At 70.1% G+C, this 16238-nt stretch carries 17 protein-coding genes and 3 pseudogenes; 11 read left to right on the top strand and 9 right to left on the bottom strand.

Going from position 1 to position 16238, the window contains the following annotated elements:
* The first annotated feature begins 18 nt into the window (after positions 1 to 18).
* From ABZU69_RS19695 to ABZU69_RS19685, 3 genes are all read left to right on the top strand, one after another.
* The gene (locus ABZU69_RS19695) at positions 19 to 534 is read left to right on the top strand and encodes a SigE family RNA polymerase sigma factor (protein ID WP_354965774.1); all 516 of its coding nucleotides are present in this window, start codon (positions 19 to 21) and stop codon (positions 532 to 534) included.
* Positions 531 to 1700: a hypothetical protein gene (locus ABZU69_RS19690; RefSeq protein ID WP_354965773.1), complete on the top strand. Its 1170-nt coding sequence runs from the start codon at positions 531 to 533 to the stop codon at positions 1698 to 1700. The genes ABZU69_RS19695 and ABZU69_RS19690 overlap by 4 nt, the downstream gene beginning before the upstream one ends.
* Positions 1701 to 1812: 112 nt before the next feature.
* A complete protein-coding gene (locus ABZU69_RS19685) occupies positions 1813 to 2172 on the top strand; it encodes a hypothetical protein (protein WP_354965772.1) in 360 nt (119 codons plus the stop codon).
* A 36-nt stretch (positions 2173 to 2208) separates the two neighbouring features.
* Here the strand turns inward: ABZU69_RS19685 and ABZU69_RS19680 are convergent.
* Positions 2209 to 2445: pseudogene (locus tag ABZU69_RS19680) on the bottom strand (SAM-dependent methyltransferase); the annotation flags it as partial.
* A gap of 115 nt (positions 2446 to 2560) precedes the next feature.
* Here ABZU69_RS19680 and ABZU69_RS19675 point away from each other — a divergent pair.
* Positions 2561 to 2950, top strand: a complete 390-nt coding sequence (locus tag ABZU69_RS19675) for a RidA family protein (protein WP_354965771.1) — start codon at positions 2561 to 2563, stop codon at positions 2948 to 2950.
* Positions 2951 to 3184: 234 nt separating this feature from the next.
* On the opposite strand, the gene ABZU69_RS19670 is transcribed toward ABZU69_RS19675, so the two are convergent.
* Positions 3185 to 3898 carry a hypothetical protein gene (locus tag ABZU69_RS19670; protein WP_354965770.1) on the bottom strand — a complete coding sequence of 238 codons (714 nt, stop codon included), beginning with the start codon at positions 3896 to 3898 and terminating at the stop codon, positions 3185 to 3187.
* A 216-nt stretch (positions 3899 to 4114) separates the two neighbouring features.
* Between ABZU69_RS19670 and ABZU69_RS19665 the strand changes: the two genes are divergently transcribed.
* The 4 genes from ABZU69_RS19665 to ABZU69_RS19650 all read left to right on the top strand — a co-directional run bounded on the left by ABZU69_RS19665 (position 4115) and on the right by ABZU69_RS19650 (position 7016).
* Complete coding sequence (locus ABZU69_RS19665) at positions 4115 to 5200, top strand: hypothetical protein (RefSeq protein ID WP_354965769.1); 1086 nt, start codon at positions 4115 to 4117, stop codon at positions 5198 to 5200.
* 109 nt (positions 5201 to 5309) lie between these two features.
* Positions 5310 to 6077: a hypothetical protein gene (locus tag ABZU69_RS19660; protein WP_354965768.1), complete on the top strand. Its 768-nt coding sequence runs from the start codon at positions 5310 to 5312 to the stop codon at positions 6075 to 6077.
* A gap of 37 nt (positions 6078 to 6114) precedes the next feature.
* Positions 6115 to 6513 carry a VOC family protein gene (locus ABZU69_RS19655; RefSeq protein ID WP_354965767.1) on the top strand — a complete coding sequence of 133 codons (399 nt, stop codon included), beginning with the start codon at positions 6115 to 6117 and terminating at the stop codon, positions 6511 to 6513.
* 59 nt (positions 6514 to 6572) lie between these two features.
* The gene (locus ABZU69_RS19650; RefSeq protein ID WP_354965766.1) at positions 6573 to 7016 is read left to right on the top strand and encodes an OsmC family protein; all 444 of its coding nucleotides are present in this window, start codon (positions 6573 to 6575) and stop codon (positions 7014 to 7016) included.
* A gap of 67 nt (positions 7017 to 7083) precedes the next feature.
* On the opposite strand, the gene ABZU69_RS19645 is transcribed toward ABZU69_RS19650, so the two are convergent.
* Both ABZU69_RS19645 and ABZU69_RS19640 read right to left on the bottom strand, forming a co-directional pair.
* The gene (locus tag ABZU69_RS19645; RefSeq protein ID WP_354965765.1) at positions 7084 to 7467 is read right to left on the bottom strand and encodes a hypothetical protein; all 384 of its coding nucleotides are present in this window, start codon (positions 7465 to 7467) and stop codon (positions 7084 to 7086) included.
* 71 nt (positions 7468 to 7538) lie between these two features.
* Positions 7539 to 7646 (bottom strand): annotated as a pseudogene (locus tag ABZU69_RS19640) (TetR/AcrR family transcriptional regulator); the annotation flags it as partial.
* A gap of 101 nt (positions 7647 to 7747) precedes the next feature.
* Here ABZU69_RS19640 and ABZU69_RS19635 point away from each other — a divergent pair.
* A complete protein-coding gene (locus tag ABZU69_RS19635; protein ID WP_354965764.1) occupies positions 7748 to 8695 on the top strand; it encodes an NADP-dependent oxidoreductase in 948 nt (315 codons plus the stop codon).
* Between the two features lie 52 nt (positions 8696 to 8747).
* Here ABZU69_RS19635 and ABZU69_RS19630 read toward each other — a convergent pair.
* Both ABZU69_RS19630 and ABZU69_RS19625 read right to left on the bottom strand, forming a co-directional pair.
* Positions 8748 to 9019: pseudogene (locus ABZU69_RS19630) on the bottom strand (hypothetical protein); the annotation flags it as partial.
* Between the two features lie 153 nt (positions 9020 to 9172).
* Positions 9173 to 9889 carry a TetR/AcrR family transcriptional regulator C-terminal domain-containing protein gene (locus tag ABZU69_RS19625; RefSeq protein WP_354965763.1) on the bottom strand — a complete coding sequence of 239 codons (717 nt, stop codon included), beginning with the start codon at positions 9887 to 9889 and terminating at the stop codon, positions 9173 to 9175.
* Between the two features lie 114 nt (positions 9890 to 10003).
* On the opposite strand from ABZU69_RS19625, the gene ABZU69_RS19620 reads away from it, so the two are divergent.
* Complete coding sequence (locus tag ABZU69_RS19620) at positions 10004 to 10987, top strand: NAD(P)-dependent alcohol dehydrogenase (RefSeq protein WP_354965762.1); 984 nt, start codon at positions 10004 to 10006, stop codon at positions 10985 to 10987.
* Positions 10988 to 11075: 88 nt separating this feature from the next.
* Here ABZU69_RS19620 and ABZU69_RS19615 read toward each other — a convergent pair whose 3' ends face one another.
* Positions 11076 to 11801 carry a TOPRIM nucleotidyl transferase/hydrolase domain-containing protein gene (locus ABZU69_RS19615; RefSeq protein WP_354965761.1) on the bottom strand — a complete coding sequence of 242 codons (726 nt, stop codon included), beginning with the start codon at positions 11799 to 11801 and terminating at the stop codon, positions 11076 to 11078.
* Positions 11802 to 11909: 108 nt separating this feature from the next.
* Here ABZU69_RS19615 and ABZU69_RS19610 point away from each other — a divergent pair, with 108 nt between their 5' ends.
* On the top strand, positions 11910 to 13364 hold the full coding sequence (locus ABZU69_RS19610) for a protein kinase (protein ID WP_354965760.1): 1455 nt from the start codon (positions 11910 to 11912) through the stop codon (positions 13362 to 13364).
* Positions 13365 to 13488: 124 nt separating this feature from the next.
* On the opposite strand, the gene ABZU69_RS19605 is transcribed toward ABZU69_RS19610, so the two are convergent.
* Positions 13489 to 14466: a glycoside hydrolase family 11 protein gene (locus ABZU69_RS19605; protein ID WP_354965759.1), complete on the bottom strand. Its 978-nt coding sequence runs from the start codon at positions 14464 to 14466 to the stop codon at positions 13489 to 13491.
* Between the two features lie 496 nt (positions 14467 to 14962).
* Positions 14963 to 16045 carry a LacI family DNA-binding transcriptional regulator gene (locus ABZU69_RS19600; protein WP_354965758.1) on the bottom strand — a complete coding sequence of 361 codons (1083 nt, stop codon included), beginning with the start codon at positions 16043 to 16045 and terminating at the stop codon, positions 14963 to 14965.
* Between the last annotated feature and the right edge of the window lie 193 nt (positions 16046 to 16238).

Raw genomic sequence — 16238 nt, 5'->3', positions numbered from 1 at the left:
GCGGAGGAGGGAGCCTCGATGGTGGATGCCGAGCATGGGTTCGTGGAGTACGTGTCAGCGCGACTGCCGAGCCTGCATCGGACCGCGTTTCTGATGTGCGGCGACGCGCATCTGGCCGACGACGTGGTGCAGCAGACGATCACAGCGTTGTACGTGAACTGGCGGCGGGTGAGCCGGGCCGACAACGTCGACGCGTACGTGCACCGGATGCTGGTCCACAAGCTCGTCGATGAGAAGCGGTTGGGCTGGGCGAAGGTCCGGCTGCTGGGGTCGGTGCCAGCTCCAGAGCGCCCGCCGGTCACCCCGCAGGACGAGCTGGCCGAGCGGGACAGCCTCGTCGCCGCGCTCGCCCACCTCCCCCGGGGCCAGCGCACCGTGCTGGTCCTGCGGTTCCTGCGCGACCTGTCGCTGGCGGACACGGCCGCCGCGATGGGCTGCTCCGAAGGCAACGTGAAGTCGCAGACGGCTCGGGCGCTGGCAGCGGTCCGCCAGGTGCTCGACGTCACCGAGATGTCCGGGAGGAACGCGAGATGACCACGTTGGACGACCAACGAATCGCCGAACTGCTGCGATCGGCGCCGGTTCCCGAGCCGAGGGTTGACGTCGGCCGCGCCATCCGCGACGGCCGGCGTCGCCGCCAGCGCCGCCGCGTCGGCGGGATCGCCGTGGTATCGGTGCTGGCCGGGCTCGGCGTCGTCGGCGCGGTCCAGCTCACCGGGGCCGCCGGTGGGCCGGCTCCGACCACGCCGGCCCTCGCGGACTCACCGGCCGGGACCAGGTCGACCGCTCCGGTCGCGCCGGTCACCTGCGAGGCGTCGTGGTTGCCGCAGCCGATCGATGGTTCGGTCGCGGTGGCGAACGGCGTCGACCCGACCGGCCGGTACATCGTCGGCGACATCGGCACCGGGCGGGAGGACGGGCGGGTCGTCCGGTGGACCGACGGCCGGGCTGGCGTCCTGCCGGCCGGGGCGCGGCACGCGGCCGCGGTCAACGCTGACGGCGTCGTGGTCGGCACCAACGGCGACGGCACCGGTTGGGTCTACCGGGATGGAAAGCTGCGCTTGCTGGCCACCCCGCCCGGCTACCACGCGGTCCTCGTGCACGCGGTCAACGGCCGGGGCGACATCGCCGGCACCGCCAGCGGAGCCGGCGACTCGCACCACGCCGTGCTGTGGTCGGTGGACCGCCCGCAGGCGTACCGACTCGTCGGACGGCCGGGATCCACCGCGACCGGCATCACCGAGGACGGCACTGTCGTTGGCGCGATGGGCCAACTGCCCTACCGGTGGACGCCGCAGGGCCGCGGGGCGGCGCTCGCGGTGCCCGACGGCTACCCGCGCGCCTCGGTCGACTCGGCGCACGGCGAATGGGCGATCGGCATGGTTCCGGGCGGGCAGCAGGGCGGCGCCGTGCAGATGCTGCCGGTACGTTGGAATCTCACGACCGGGGCGGTGAGCCTGCTGCCGTTCCCCGGGGCGGCCGGCATCGCCGGCAACGGCGACCTGCTGGTCGGCGACGGCGCACCGCTGGTCGTCGCCCCGGACGGCACGTCCCGCCGGTTGCCGGGTCGGCCCGAGGTCCGGGCGACCGAGGCGGGCACGTACACGGCCAATGGGATCAGCGACGACGGTCTGACCGTGGTCGGCGCGGTCTACGAGAACCAGGTGTACCGGCCGCTGGTGTGGCGCTGCCACCGCTGAAGGTCGCGCGCTCGGTCCCTGCCGCTGGCACTGGTGTCGGCTGCGGCGGCCGGGGACCGAGCACGCCTGGCACCACCTGTGGCAGCATCGGGTGGACGAAGAAGGAGCATGCATGGCACCGGGGCGAGTGTTGGTGATTGGTGTCGATCCCGTCCGGATTCCTGGCTGGGATCCTGAACCGGTCGTAGCGGCGATCGCGCGCGGCCAGGCCCGTTTCGCTGATCATGGCATCGAGGCCGACATGTGCCTGGTGGTACCCGACGAGAACGCCGAGGGAGCGATCGTTGAGGCTCTGACCGGGAAGGACTACGCCTGCGTGGTGGTGGGGGGCGGTATCCGCAAGCATGAGCCTCTGCTCGAGTTCTTCGAGAAGGTGGTCAACCTTGTTCGGCAGCACGCGCCCCGGGCGGCCATCGCCTTCAACAGCAGCCCTGAGGACACTGCCGATGCCGCACTGCGGTGGCTGCGGTAGGCAACGCGTGGAGTAGTTCGAGGCGATCCGCTCGGCTCAGCCTTCGGTGGCGATGGCAGCGATGGCGGCGTGCGGCCGATGAGTGCCGTCGGCGGGCCGGTGCAGGCGCTCAACTTCGGTGAAGCCGGCGCGCGTCAGTCGCTCGGAGAGCTCGTCGACGGGCCAGCGATAGGCGGTCACGACCTTGTGGTCGAAGGCCGCGACCTCGTCACCGTCGAAGAAGCCCAGCACCAACGTTCCGGACGGGGCCATGGCTCGCCCGAACCTGCTCAATGGTCACCGGGTGACTATAGGAACCATCTCGGATGCGCGCCGAGGGGTACCGTCGTGTGCTGCCCCGGGGCACAGCTGCCTCGCCCCCCTGTGCCGGTCACCTAGTGTTCGGCGCATGACAGAGCGACGTTCCATCCTCAGCGGCTCGACGTTCGAGGAGCAGATCGGCTATGCCCGCGCCGTGGTCGATGGCGACTGGGTGCATGTGTCCGGGACGACCGGCTTCGACTACGCCACCATGACGATTTCCGACGACGTGGTGGAGCAGGCCGAGCAGTGCCTGCGCAACATAGATGCCGCGCTGACCGAGGCGAAGTGCACCTTCGCCGATGTGGTCCGGGTGCGCTATCTGCTGCCCGAACGGGCCGACTTCGAGCCCTGCTGGCCGACCTTGCGTCGCGCCTTCGGCGAGGTCCGGCCAGCCGCCACGATGCTCGTGTGCGGCCTCGCCGACCCTCGGATGAAGATCGAAATCGAGGTGTACGCACGGCGAGCCACCACGTAGCGGCCCGCGCACCAGGCCTGGGGGAACGGGAGGCGTCGTCGAAGTGTCCGACCAGCCCATCCACGAGCAGGCGGCGGGACGCTCCGCGGAACGTTGGCTCCACCGGCCGCTGGTCCTGCACCGGCCCAGATTAGTGCTCAACAATGTCTGACGAGGTCAGCGAGTTGGACCAATTCACGGCACGATTCAGCTGATCGGCGGTGCTCCGCCTTGGCCCCTTCTGGGAAGCGGAGGTCAGACCAGGAGACGCTCTCGCATCTTCGCACCCAGGTTGATCGCACCTACCACCCGAGGGCCGGTCGGGTCATGAACGTCGAGGGTGTTGTTGCGGCGCATCAGCTCACGGACCGGAGGTGGCAGCCGGGGAGGGTCGTCCATGGTTGCGAGGACCTGCCCGGCGGTCGAGATCAGTCGATCGGCCAGGGCGGCGGCGTCGGTGTCCACCCGCACCCGCCCGTACTCCCAACCGGCGGTGGTGAGGTCGAGCACCTCGAACACGCGGGTCACGAGTGGGTTCGGGTCGGTCACCCGGTCGAGCCGCCCCGCATGGTCGCCGACGACGGCGACCGCGGCGGCCACCTGCGCGTACGGGTGGAAGCCGCACGGCAACGCGAACAGTGGCCACCGCAGGGCCGGGCCGGCCTCCTTCCACAGCGGCCGGGAGTTCCGGCGGTGCACCAGGAGCCGCCGGCCCGTCCGGCGGTGTATGTCGTGGGCCTGGGCCTGCAGGTCCGCATGGGCCTCGTCGGCGACCTGGCTCACGATCCGGGCTGCCACCACCAAGCCGTCGTCGCCCTTCAGCAGTGCGGTGACCGCTTCGACCTGCTCGGAAAACCGGATCTGCGCGTGGGCGCCGTACCGGTACTGGACGTCCCGTAGCAGCGCCTGCTGCCGCTCGGGATCAAGCTGGACCCGCCCGCCGCCCAGCAACCGCCGCAGCCACCGCATTTCGCCTCGTTTCAGCAGAGCCGTCCCGGACCGCGGCAATGCTAGTGCCTCGGGCCTCCCTCGCATTGGGACGGGGTGGGATGAATGTTCTCTGACCATGTTGGCGGTGTACGCCCGCCCGGCCGGCGAGCTCGTGACCTGCACGGGGCGTATGACCCTGTCTCTGAGCACGGCTACCTAGGCGCCGTGCCGTCCCGTCATGCGAGGGTGGTGGTCATGCGTCGACTGCTACCGCAGCTGCTGATCGTGCTCGCTGTTGCCGTGGCCTGCGCCGGGCCGAATGCCCAGCCGGGTCGTCCGGACCGGTCGGCCGCAGAGCCAGCGCCCACCTCGCTGCTCGCCGACGGCAGCGTCCCGTGGGCTGACCTGAAGATCACGGCGGAGGACCTCAACGGGCGCCCGGCCGGACCACGGGTCCCGGCAGCCGCAAGCAAGCCGTGCCGGGCGCAGCAGCTGTCCGGCCGACTCGTCCGCTGGACGCGGCCCGGAAACGGCGGTGAGACACCCCGCGGCAGGGATGCCGCCATCGGCAAGCTCATCGGAGAGGTGGACGTGCGGAACTCGTCGAAGGTCGAGTGCACGTTGCAGGGTGAAGTGCCCACCACCATGTTCGCTGACGGCCGTGAAATTCCCATGCTCTACGAGCACGGCATCAACGGCGAGGCTCGGGCCCGGGTGGTCGCCGTGCCTGCCGGTGGCCACGCCAGCTTGCGCCTGGACTGGTCCGGGCCGTTCTGCCAACCGACTGACGGGGCGCTGGAGCTTGCGATCCAGGTGCCGGACGGCGGCGGCACGTTACGCGCACCCATCACCGCGGACGACCGCCCCGGCTGCCAGCGGGGCGAGGGGGTCAATCCCAACGCGCGGGCGACGCTGTACGTGAGCGGGTTCACCGAGCCGGTCGCGGCGTCGAGGCCTCCATCCTCGCCGCTCGACGAGCTCACCGTCACTGTCGCGGGGCCGCCAGCCGCCGCGGCCGGGTCGCGGCTCACCTTCCGCGTGACACTCGGCAACCCGACCGGTGGCCCGCTCGCGCTGGACCCTTGTCCGGGCTATCTGATGGAACGCTTCTCCCTCGGCGATGCGACGAATGAGGCGGTGAACACGTCTCAGCTGTACCGGCTGAACTGCCGTCCGCTGACCCAGATCCCCGCCGGGGGCACCGCCGTGTTCGAAATGGTCGCCGAGGTGCCGGCCTCGATGCACCCGGGGCGGGAGCTGACGGTCACGTGGAAGCTCTACCTGCCGCACTACGTGCAGCGCGGCAACCAGGTCGGTGCCTTCAGCCTGAAAGTCGCCTGAGCACGGGTGAACGCGCCGGCAGGGAACGAGGCCGACCCGACGGTGCGGGACCAGGTGGATTGATCGACAAATGCCGTTGCACTGCGACAGCCGCATACCATGTGTGGTTATGACACGTCGAGCCGCGATGGCCGGCATTCTCGCGGGAACACTGCTTCTTCTGGGTTGCTCGGCTGGCGCGCGGACGGGAAGCGAACCCGCCCCGGTGCCGACCGTCAACGTTGAGGCCGCCACGACGGCCAAGGCGATCGACCTGCTGCGGGCAGGTACGAAGTTCATCGATCACACGAGCTTTCGCGTCGACGTCGACATCGCGAGTCAGGTCACGTCACTGCTGCACGCCGACAACGTCAACAAGCGCGCCGACGCCACGCTCTCGACGTTCGGCCGGATCACCGAGATCCGGATGATCGACAACGACGTCTACATGAAGACCGACGTGGACCTGCCGGGTGTCGGCCACGAATGGATGACCCTCGACCCGGCCCGGGTGCCGTCAGCCTTCGCCCTGAGCTTCGCCCCAGGCAAGAACGACCCCGGCGGCTCGGCCCGCCTCATCAACGCGATCGTCACCGCACGAGCAGACGGCTCGCACATCACCGGGACGATCGACGTGACCCGGATCGGCGCCGGCAACGGGATCAACTTCAGCCCCGGCCCTGGTGGCACATTTCCCGACAGCGTGCGCAGCCACGCGTTCCGCGCAACGCTGGACACCGAGGGTCGGCTGGTCAGTTTCCTGATCCCGGCCGCCAGCGGGATGCCGAACGCGTCCCTTCGCTACAGCGACTTCGGCGCGGCCATCGACGTCACGCGGCCGCGGGGCGCGGTCGCCGCCCCCGACGCCCTGTATCCCCAGCTGGGCATGGGCGGCTGACCGTCGGTCAGGCTCCGCGGGTGTGGGAAGGTGGCTCATGCCCTTGAACAGGTACCACCTCAGAGCTTCGGTCGCCGTGTCCGACATACGAAAGGCGGTCGCCTTCTACGAAGGCAAACTGGGCCTCCAGGCGCTGCGGTCCGGCCCCAGTGCCACCATCGCCGATGGCAGCCGTGTCTATGGGTCTGGTGGCGGGCCGGCGCTGAACGTGTACCAGTCGGTCACTGCCGGGAAGACCTCGGCGACGCTCGCGACGTGGTACGTCGACGACATCGACCAGATTGTTGACGAGCTCACCTCGGCCGGCGTCGAGTTCACGCGCTACGACCAGTTCGCACACGACGCCAAGGGGATCACCGCTCGGGCCGGCGGTGGACGTATCGCGTGGTTCCAGGACCCGGACGGCAACACCTTCGCGCTCGAAGCCGACGTCTGACTCCTTCCCAGCGTAGGCCGGTGGCTCGGGGGACCAGGAGGGTTGGGTAGTTTCCTGTCATGAGTGACGACACCTTCCGCTCGGTGGAGATCGAGCGCACCGGTCTGGGGAACTACGTCGCCCGGAACATCCGCGGCGGTTCGCTGTCGATGGGCACGGGCGAGGACGCCAGCTTCACGCCGGTGGAACTGCTGCTGGCTGCCATCGGCGGCTGCACCGCGGTGGACGTGGACCACATCACCAGCCGCCGCGCCGAGCCGACCCGGTTCTCCGTCGACGTCACGGGTGACAAGATCCGGGATGAGGCCGGCGGAAACCGGATGCAGAACCTCCGGGTCGAGTTCACCGTGACGTTCCCGGTGGGCGCGGACGGCGACAGGGCCCGCGAGGCGCTGCCCCGGTCGTTGCAGCAGTCGCACGAACGGTTGTGCACCGTCTCCCGTACCGTCGAACTTGGCACTCCCGTCTCGATCGTCGAGGCTGCCGGACCCGACGAGGAGTGAGGTTTCCGGGCGGACGAGCGGACGTCCGTTCCTCACGTCACCCGCGCCACGCGACGCAGCGCAGGTGTCAGTTCGGAGCGCGCAGCCCCGCTAGCACCAGGCTGCCCAGCCGTCGAATCAACACTGCGCTTCTCTCCGGCGGCAGAGCCCGGAAGGGCGCGATCGCCAGGAGGCCAGCCCGGACGTCGTCGACCGTGACACCTTCGCGGAGAACTCCCGCGGCGTGTGCCCGTCCGACGAGCGTTTCGAAGGCTGCTGAATGCTCTTTCCGTTCCCGTCTGAACGCGAGCCCGGCTTCGTGTGATCCGAGCAGCGCCTCGTTGAGCCCTCGGTCCTGTACCTGTCGGTCCGCGAACCGCAGAATCGTGCCGGAGAGCGCCCGCCACGGGTCCGGGTCTGCCAGCGCCTGACGCATCTCGGCACCGCACACGGCGACCCGCTCGGAGAGCACCGCCGTGATGAGGTCCGCCCGGTCGGGAAATGCCGGTAGACGGTCGCGATGCCAACCGACGAACGGCGAGCCACCTCCCGGACGGGTACCTCGAGCCCACCCTCGGCGAACGCTTCGCGCGCCGCGGTCACGACGCGTTCGCGGTTGGCCCGAGCGTCCGAGCGCTCGATCCGAGACATCCGTTGTCCCTGCTCTCTCACTTCGACCGCATCTGGAACACCTGCTCCGTTTCGTCGTTACGGTACTGCGGAGCCGGACCCTCCGGCCAGGGAAGGAAGCGGTGTTCGCACTTCAGTTCCATCAGTTTGGCGGCCCCGAGGTTCTCCAGGTGGGTAGCGCCGACATGCCTCACCCCGGCGCTGGCGAGATCCGCGTGCGGGTCAGAGCGGGCGGACTCTCGCCGGTCGATCTCGGCCTCCGGTCCGGGGCCACCCCGATGAGCACACGATTGTCGCTACCGCACATTCCGGGCGTCGACGCTGCCGGAGTCGTCGACGCGGTCGGACCGGGTGTCACGGGTGTCGGCGTGGGCGACGACGTGTTCGGCACGGTGAACGTCGCCCGGCTCGGCGGCGCCCACGCCGAATTCGCGGTACTGCGGCTCTGGGCGCACAAGCCTGCCTCGATGCCGTGGGCACAGGCCGGAGCCGCAGGATCGAGCATCGAAACCGCCACCCGGGCCCTCGACCTCCTCGACCTGCGGGACGGAATGACCATCGTCGTCGACGGTGCCGCCGGCGGTGTCGGCAGTGTCGCCGTGCAACTCGCCGCCGCACGCGGCGCGCATGTCATCGGGACCGGACGGTCCGACAACCACGCCTTCATCACCGAGTTGGGCGCCACCCCGACCACGTACGGCCCGGGACTTGCGCACCGCATCCCCGCACTCGGCGTGACCAGGGTCGACCGCGCTCTCGACATCGCCGGGGCGGGCTCGCTCCCGGAACTGATCGAGATCACCGGGACACCCGAGAAGGTGGTGACCCTCGCCGACTTCGGCGCGGCCCGGCACAACGTCCGCATCTCGACCGGACAGCTCGGAGGCGAACCCGATGGACGCCACGGCCTTGCCGAGGCGGCGGCACTGTTCGTTGAGGGCCGCTTCCGGATGCCGATCGAGGCCGTGTTCACCCTCGATCAGGCTGCCGCCGCGCATACCGCCGCAGGCGAAGGCTCCCGCCGCGGCAAGATCGCCATCATCGTCAGCGACGACCGGGCGGACATCTGACGATCCGCAGGCGGCGGACGAGATCACGGGCTGTCGCCGACTTCGACAGACCCTAACGGGCTGGCAGCGGTGCGACCGGACGGACCGAGGTGAACTGGGCGTGCTCGTACCGGTGCCGGAAAGCAGCAATAGCCACTCGTCGCAGCCCTGCCACGGGTAGAGGTCGGCGGTGCCGCCGCGCACGGTCCGGTGCCCGTCGCCGGTGCGTGGTCGGGCGTCCGCGGGCGCGCCCGCGAAACCGGGGATCCATACGTCGGCGCAGATCTCACTCGCCGAGCCGAACGCGGCCAGGCCGAACGCGTTCTCCCCGGCCGCCGTCCGTTCCTCATCGCACAAGCGCCGAACGCTAGCAACTCGACCGCCGACCGTACCGTGCGTGCACGGGTCGGCCGCCGGCTCGATTGGGGGAGTGGGCTGGGCGCGGCAGGGGTGGGCTGAATGGTCCGGGTGGCAGGACCGCCACCACTGGCCGACGGCTCAGCGAGGCCGGCGTGGCGATGCCCAGCCCTGCTGTTGCAGCCGTTCGATGCCGTCCATAAGCAGGTCAAGCGCGAACTCGAACTCGAACTGGTCGTCACAGCCCTGCCCGAGGACGGACGCGTCGTCGTGGGACGCCGCCATGGCGACCTCCGCGACGTGCGGGAATCTGGCCGCGATCTCCGGGGGCAGGGCCGCCGGTGGCTCCGGGGTGGTCGTGCCGGACCGGCCGGCGCGCCGGCCGGCGTCGAACAGCTCCTGGCTGAAGCCCAGGATCCGGCTACCCATCGCGTGCATGACGTGGTGCGCGAGGTCGACGGAGAACCCGCCGGCCCGGAACGTTCCGATCATCGAGTCGAGGTAGGACAGGATGGCCGGCGTCGCCATGTTCCGTGACTCGATCGCGAGCGGCGCCCAGGGGTGGCGCTGCAGCACCTGCCGCGCCGAGAGGATGCGCTGGCGGACGGTGAGCTTCCAGTCGGCGTCGGGCACGGGCGGGTCGATCTCGCCTACGACGACGTCGATCATGCCGTCGAGCAGTTCGTCTTTGTTGGCCACGTGCTTGTAGAGGGCCATCGGCACGACGCCCAGTTCCTGAGCGAGGTTGCGCATGCTGAGGGATTCGATCCCGGCCCCGTCGGCGAGCGCGACGGCGGCGTGCAGGACCCGGTCCCTGCTCAGCGGCGTCCGGCGCAGCGTCTCAGCCTGCTCAGCCATCTCGCTCCTCATCGTTCGGCGGCCGATTGAACCATAATCCTCTTGACAGGTGTACGGCGTACACCTACCTTGTTTCTAAGGGTGTACGCCGTACACTCGGGGAAGGGGAGCAAGATGAAGGCGATCGTTCAAGACCGCTACGGCCCGCCGGAGACGCTCACGCTCGCGGAGGTGGACGCGCCGGTCCCTGCCGCCGACGAAGTGCTCGTGCGGGTGGAGGCCGCCGCGCTCAACGCGTACGACTGGCATGCCATGCGTGGTGACCCCCAGATGGCGCGGCTGGCCATGGGCCGATCAAGGCCCCGAGCACGCATCCGCGGCCGCGACTTCGCCGGCCGGGTCGAGGCCGTCGGCAAGCAGGTTCGCCAGGTGCGCCCGGGTGACGCCGTCTTCGGCGACCTCGGTGACGCCAACGGCGCGTTCGCCGAGTACGTGTGCGTACCCGAGACCCTTGTCGCGCCGCAGCCGGTGAACCTGACGCCGCAGCAGGCGGCCGCCCTGCCACTGGCCGGCATCACCGCGCTCATGGGCCTGAGCGGTGTCGGGCAGGTCGAGTCGGGCCACCGCGTTCTCATCAACGGGGCCTCCGGCGGCGTCGGCACCATGGCCGTCCAACTGGCCAAGACGCTCGGAGCGACCGTGACCGGTGTGTGCAGCACCCGCAACGTCGACCTGGTCCGCTCCCTCGGCGCCGACCACGTCGTCGACTACACCCAGGACGACTTCACCCGCGACATCCGCCGCTACGACGTCGTGTTCGACCTGGTCGGCAACCGCTCACTCACCGCGCTCCGGCGGGTGCTGACCCCGACCGGGACGCTGGTGCTCTCCGGCGGCGGCGTGTACCGCGGCGGGAGCCTCATCGGACCGGTCAAGCTCATCGCGCGGGGGCGGCTGCTGGCACCCTTCGTCCGACACCGCATCGTCATCCTCACGGCGGCACCCAGCCGGCAGCACCTCGACACGCTCCGCGCGCACGCCGAGACCGGCCGCCTCACCCCGGTCATCGACCGCACCTATCCGCTGCACGAGGTGCCCCAGGCCATGCGATACCTCGAAGGTGAACACGCGCGGGCGAAAGTCGTCATCACCGTCTGACGTGCGCGCCGGCGGGCATCGACGGGTCGTCGGATCGGCGGCCGGCGCAACCCGGGTCGGGCCGTCCATCGCCGATCCCATCCCTCTGTCACGCCACAGCCCTGTCGGTCCTCGCCGCCTCGAGCAGCGCGGCGAGTGGCCGAGGCAGCGCACCCCGGCCGATTGCCGCCTCGGCGAGCAGTCGTGCGTAGCGCAGATTGCGACGCGCGCCGCTGCGGAGGAACCGCCACATCTGCCGCTCGGGTTCCTGGCCGCGCCAGGCGGGTTGGTTCTGCAGCGAGCGGAACGAACCCAGATCGCCCTGCGAGTCGAACAGGGCTTCCACCTCTGCGGCGCCCACGGCCCGGATCAGTTCCTCTTCGAGGTCGTTGACGCAGACGTGAAACCCGAGGCGCTCCATGTCGGCGCGAGTGTGGGGCGAGCCGATCTGGGCGGCGACCAGTGCGCGCCGGAAGACTTCCTCCTCACGCACGTCGTACAGGCCGGCGAGACGCACCTGAGTGGTCAGCGGGCCCAGCTCGGTCAGGAAGCGGCCGATCGCGTGTGCCCCGCCGATCGGCACGATCACGACGCGCTCCGCTTCGAGATCCCGGCCGCCGCCGGTCGCGGCCGTCTCGAGCGCGATCTGGTCGCTGAGACCCTCGACCAGGACCAGGGCCACAGCGTCGCCCATCTTCGCCCGGGCGCTGGTCATCGCCCGGGTTGTGGCGTCAGGGCCACTCTCGTAGCCATCGAGCGCCCTGCGGGCTAGCTCACGACGTTGGGCGAGATCCATGGTGGTTCCGTCGGCTGGGATGCGGGTCGTGGCCATCATCGTCGAGGCGTATGGCGGCGACAACCCGATATCGGAGGTCGGGCGACCGGGCGGCGGCGCGGTGCTTGAGAACGATGAGTCCGGGGTACCGAAAGCATCATGCCGAGTGTGGGGCAAGTCGTCGGAGACCGTTACCGCCTGGTCGAGAGCATCGCCAGCGGCGGAATGGGCGACGTGTGGCGGGCGGTTGACGAGACCCTGGACCGCTGCGTGGCCGTCAAGATGCTGCACCCCCGCCTGGTCGCCGACGCCGGCTTCGGCGAGCGGTTCCGCCGCGAGGCACGCGCCATGGCGGCCCTGCGTCACCCGGGTGTCGCCCAGGTCTACGACTACGGCGAGATGTCCCGGCCCGGAGAGCCGGTCCTCGCCTACATCGTGATGGAATGTGTGCAGGGACAGTCCCTGTCGGAGCGGATCGCCGAGGTCGGCCAGCTGGGCGCGGCCGAGGCGATGTCAATCGCCGCGCAGACCGCCCGAGCCCTGCAGGCCGCGCACGACGCCGGCATCGTCCACCGGGACGTCAAGCCCAACAATCTGATCATCGAGCCGGACGGGCACGTCGTGCTCGTCGACTTCGGCGTTGCCGTCATGCCGGAGGCGGCGAGCCTGACCGGGGTGAACCAGGTCGTCGGCACCGCCCTGTACATGGCGCCCGAGCAGGTGTCCAAGAACGAGAGCACACCGGCGATCGACATCTACGCGCTGGGCGCTGTCGTCCACCACTGCCTCGCCGGTGAACCCCCGTACCAGGGCGACAACGCCGTCGCGGTGGCGCTGCGCCACCTCGAAGAGGAACCACCGCCGCTGCCCGAGAGCGTCCCGGCGCAGGTACGGCAGCTGGTGGCCATCGCGATGGCCAAGGAGCCCACCCGCCGGTTCCCGACGGCGGCGGCCCTGGCCACCGCGGCGCAGGCGCTCGCGGACTCGTCCGACCCGCAACTGAGGGCCGCCACCTGGGCGACCGCGACCGGGCCGCGGACCGAGCACCCGAACACCCGGCGGTTGGCCCTCGGCGGCGCATTGAGCCGGGGTGTCCGTCCCGGACGTACGACGCTCGCGGTGCTTCTCGGATCGTTGGCCGCTGTTGCTGCCGTCCTGGTGCTGGCTGATCCCACCGGGATGCGGCCGGGCCCGGCCGGGCGACCGTCGGGACCTCCCGCGGTACCGCCCGCGGTGCGGACATCGGTGCCACCCGGGCAGGACAAGCCTGGCCCTGGCGTCGGTGGCGGCGAACCCGCCACCCGCAATTCCGCCGGTCCGCCGGTACGCGTGCCCGCATCCGCGACCCCGACGACCAGCCGTCCAGCAGCCGAGGGCACGACGGGCCGGTCCACGCCTTCAGGCGACAGCAGTCAGGGTTCACCCGGCCCCACCACCTCTGAAAGCGCCCCGCAGGAACCGACGCCGGCTCCCACGGGCGCAACGACAGCGGCACCGACCGAGGAGCCGGCGGATGCACCGACGGCGGAGGAGTCGGCGGCCGGAGGCAACGCGGTGGCGCCGGTCCAGTCGGCGACGGCGGATGCCACGGGCGCCGACCTCACCGCCCGCCTCGACGGGTGACCCGGGGATCCGGCCCAAGTCGCCCCAGGTCGGGCCAGAGGCGGGCGGGATGGTGACAGACCTGCTGTGGCGCGGCGGCCGAGGCCGCCGCGCCACAGGTGCGGTTGTCCGGAGCTGGTCGGGGTCAGCCGGTTCGGCAGGTGACCGTCGGCCAGGTCCAGTTGCCGTTGGCCATGATCGTCACGCCGAAGTTGTTGCCGTTGCCGTTCGGTCTGGCGGTGATGGTTCCGCTCGTGCCGCTGACGGAGGCGTTCCAACTGTTCTGCAGGCTCTGGCCGCCACCAAGGCCGAGGCTGACGACCCAGTTGCTGGTGCCGCTGACCGCGACGTTGAGGTTGAACCGGTCGCCCCACTGCTGGCCGGCGGAGAGCGTCGCGGTGCAGTTGCCGCCTCCCGGGTTGCCGGTGGTGGGCCCGGGGCCGGGGTTGCCGCCACCGCCTTCCCGGACGGTGATGTCGGAGCTGCCGCTGCTCTGGTAGCCCTCGGTGGCCATGATCTGGTAGCTGTGGTTGGTGCCGAGGTTCAAGCCGGCGCGGGCCCAGGCGTCGAAGTGGTTGGCGGTGGTGATGGTGCCACCGGTGCGCTTCTGCTGACGGACGCTCCAGTACTGGTAGAACGTGGCGATGCCGTCGATGGACGGCTGGTTGACCCGCTGGGTGCGGTACAGGTCGTAGGTGCCGCCGTCGGTGGTGACGGAGCCGACCCGGGTGGCGCCGGTGCTCGGGTTGTAGGTGCCGAAGTTCTCCACGACGTAGTACTCGATCAGCGGGTTCCGCGTCCATCCGTACAGGGCGAGGTAGCTGTTGCCGTTCGGGCTGTAGGTGCCCGAATAGCTGATCGTCCTGCGGCTGCCGGTGGCCCAACCCTTGCCACCGACCCAGTTGTTGGTGCCGCTGCCCCACTGGCTGGAGTATCGGCCATCGGCGCGCAGCGTCATGCTGGCGTTGCCACTGTCCTTCCAGAACGAGTAGAAGAACCCGTTGTGCGTGCCGGTGGCGTTCGAGCTGACGGTCCGATCGGCCTCGGCGTACGCGTTGGTGGCCAGCACCGTGCTGCTGACGGCCACCACCGCGGCGCACGCGGCGCCGAGGAGCAACCGCATGCGGCCGCGCCCTCTCGGTCTGGTGGGTGTGTGGTTCATGTCGTCCATGGACGTGCGTCCTCCTCGTGACGGCTGGCGGGAGGCCAGCGGTGCGGCACGAACCGGCGGCCAGGCGATGGCCGGGCGGGCATCGGCGCGTACCACGTGGTGGTGGTTGGTCGTCCTGCGCGACGACCGGGGGAGTGGGTCGCGGTGGGTGCCATCGACGGTGATCGAGGACCGTCGATGGCGACCGTATTGACCCTCCGGTCGGCTTGTCAACAATTTTCGGAAACAGCGTTGGAAGCTTGGCCTGGGCGATCGGCATTCCTCGGGAGGGCATTCATCCTGCCCAACAGCCCTATCAGATCGACTTCGGCTTGAGCTGACCACCTCGATGTCCCGGCCCAGAAGCCGAAATCGGGGTTGTCACCGTCGGAATTTCCGGAGACTTTCCGGACCGCAGCCGGGCTGACCAGGGGTAGGTGCAGACACCGTCGGCCCGTGGCTTACGGGATCACGACAGGTGGGCCGCCGGGTTGGGTGCCGGCCGCTGCCGTAGCCATGGCGGTCGGGCCTGCCCCGGGCTTGGGTTGCGTTCGGCCGTCGAGCGGCGGACCACGAGGCGTACCGGCAGGACCATCGGTCTGCCGGTGTGCCCGGGCGCTCCCTCGATCATCGTGAGCAGGTGCCGGGTGGCGGCCGAGCCCTCCGCGTAGAACGGTGCCGCGACCGTGGTCAGCCCGGGCGTGACGATGTCAGCGGCGAGGATGTTGTCGAAACCGACGACGCTGACGTCGCCGGGAACGTTGACCCCCATCCAGCTGAGGCCGCGGATGAGGCCGATCGCCATCTGGTCGTTGAAGGCGAGGACAGCCGTCGCCGGATGCGCGCACAGCTCCTCGGCGGCCCGCTCGCCGCCCTCCATGGTCGGGCTGAACGGGCCGATCTTGCGTACCTTGATCTCCAGCTCCATGCCCGCTTCGAGCAGCGACCGCCAGCGGATACCGTTCGCCCAGGACGCCTCCGGCCCCGCGACGTACGTGATGTGGTCGTGCCCCAACTCGCCGAGGTGCTCGGCGGCCCGCCGAACCCCGCGCGGGTTGTCCGTCACGACGCAGGGCACGTCGGCGATGGCGCGGTTGAGGACGACCACCGGCCGCTGCTTGGCGAACATCCGGATGGCCGAGTCGGACATCCGGCTGCTGGCCAGCAGGAACCCGTCGACGGTCGACATCGTTCGTTCGATCACCGCCCGTTCCAGGCGGTCGGACTCCTGGGCGTCGATCAGCACGGTGGTGTATTCGCCGCCGAGCGATGCCTCCTGCGCCCCGCGGACGATCTCGGCGTAGACCGGGTTGGTGATGTCGGGGATGACGAGCGCGATCATGTGCGTCCGGGACGTGGTGAGGGCGCGTGCCAGCGGGTTGGTCCGGTAGCCCAGCCGCTCGGCGACCTGCCGGACCCGTTCGGCCGTCTCGGAATTGACGCGGCTCGGCTTGGAGAAGGCGCGGGACACCGTGGACGGTGAGACATTGGCTTCGGCCGCGACGTCGTAGATCGTGGCCCTCTTGTCTGGCGGCCTGGTGTGGTCGGGCATCTTCATGCTCCCCCCGGGCTACGCGCCATGATCATGCTATGACGCCGGTGAGTACTCGGCAATGCCCTCGCAACAGTCGGTTCTCCTGCGCGCATTCGCGCGAGGCAATACATGGCAACCCGTTGCTGTTCGGCCCCGCAGGCTGTCTCAATGCTCCACAGATGGCGCATGTAGGGCGGCCTCGCCGAGGCGA

It is taken from the genome of Micromonospora sp. NPDC005206 (genome assembly GCF_040608175.1).
Classification (GTDB): domain Bacteria; phylum Actinomycetota; class Actinomycetes; order Mycobacteriales; family Micromonosporaceae; genus Micromonospora.
The sequence above is the reverse complement of the archived record's forward strand: the minus strand, read 5'-3'. Positions and strand labels throughout refer to the sequence as shown.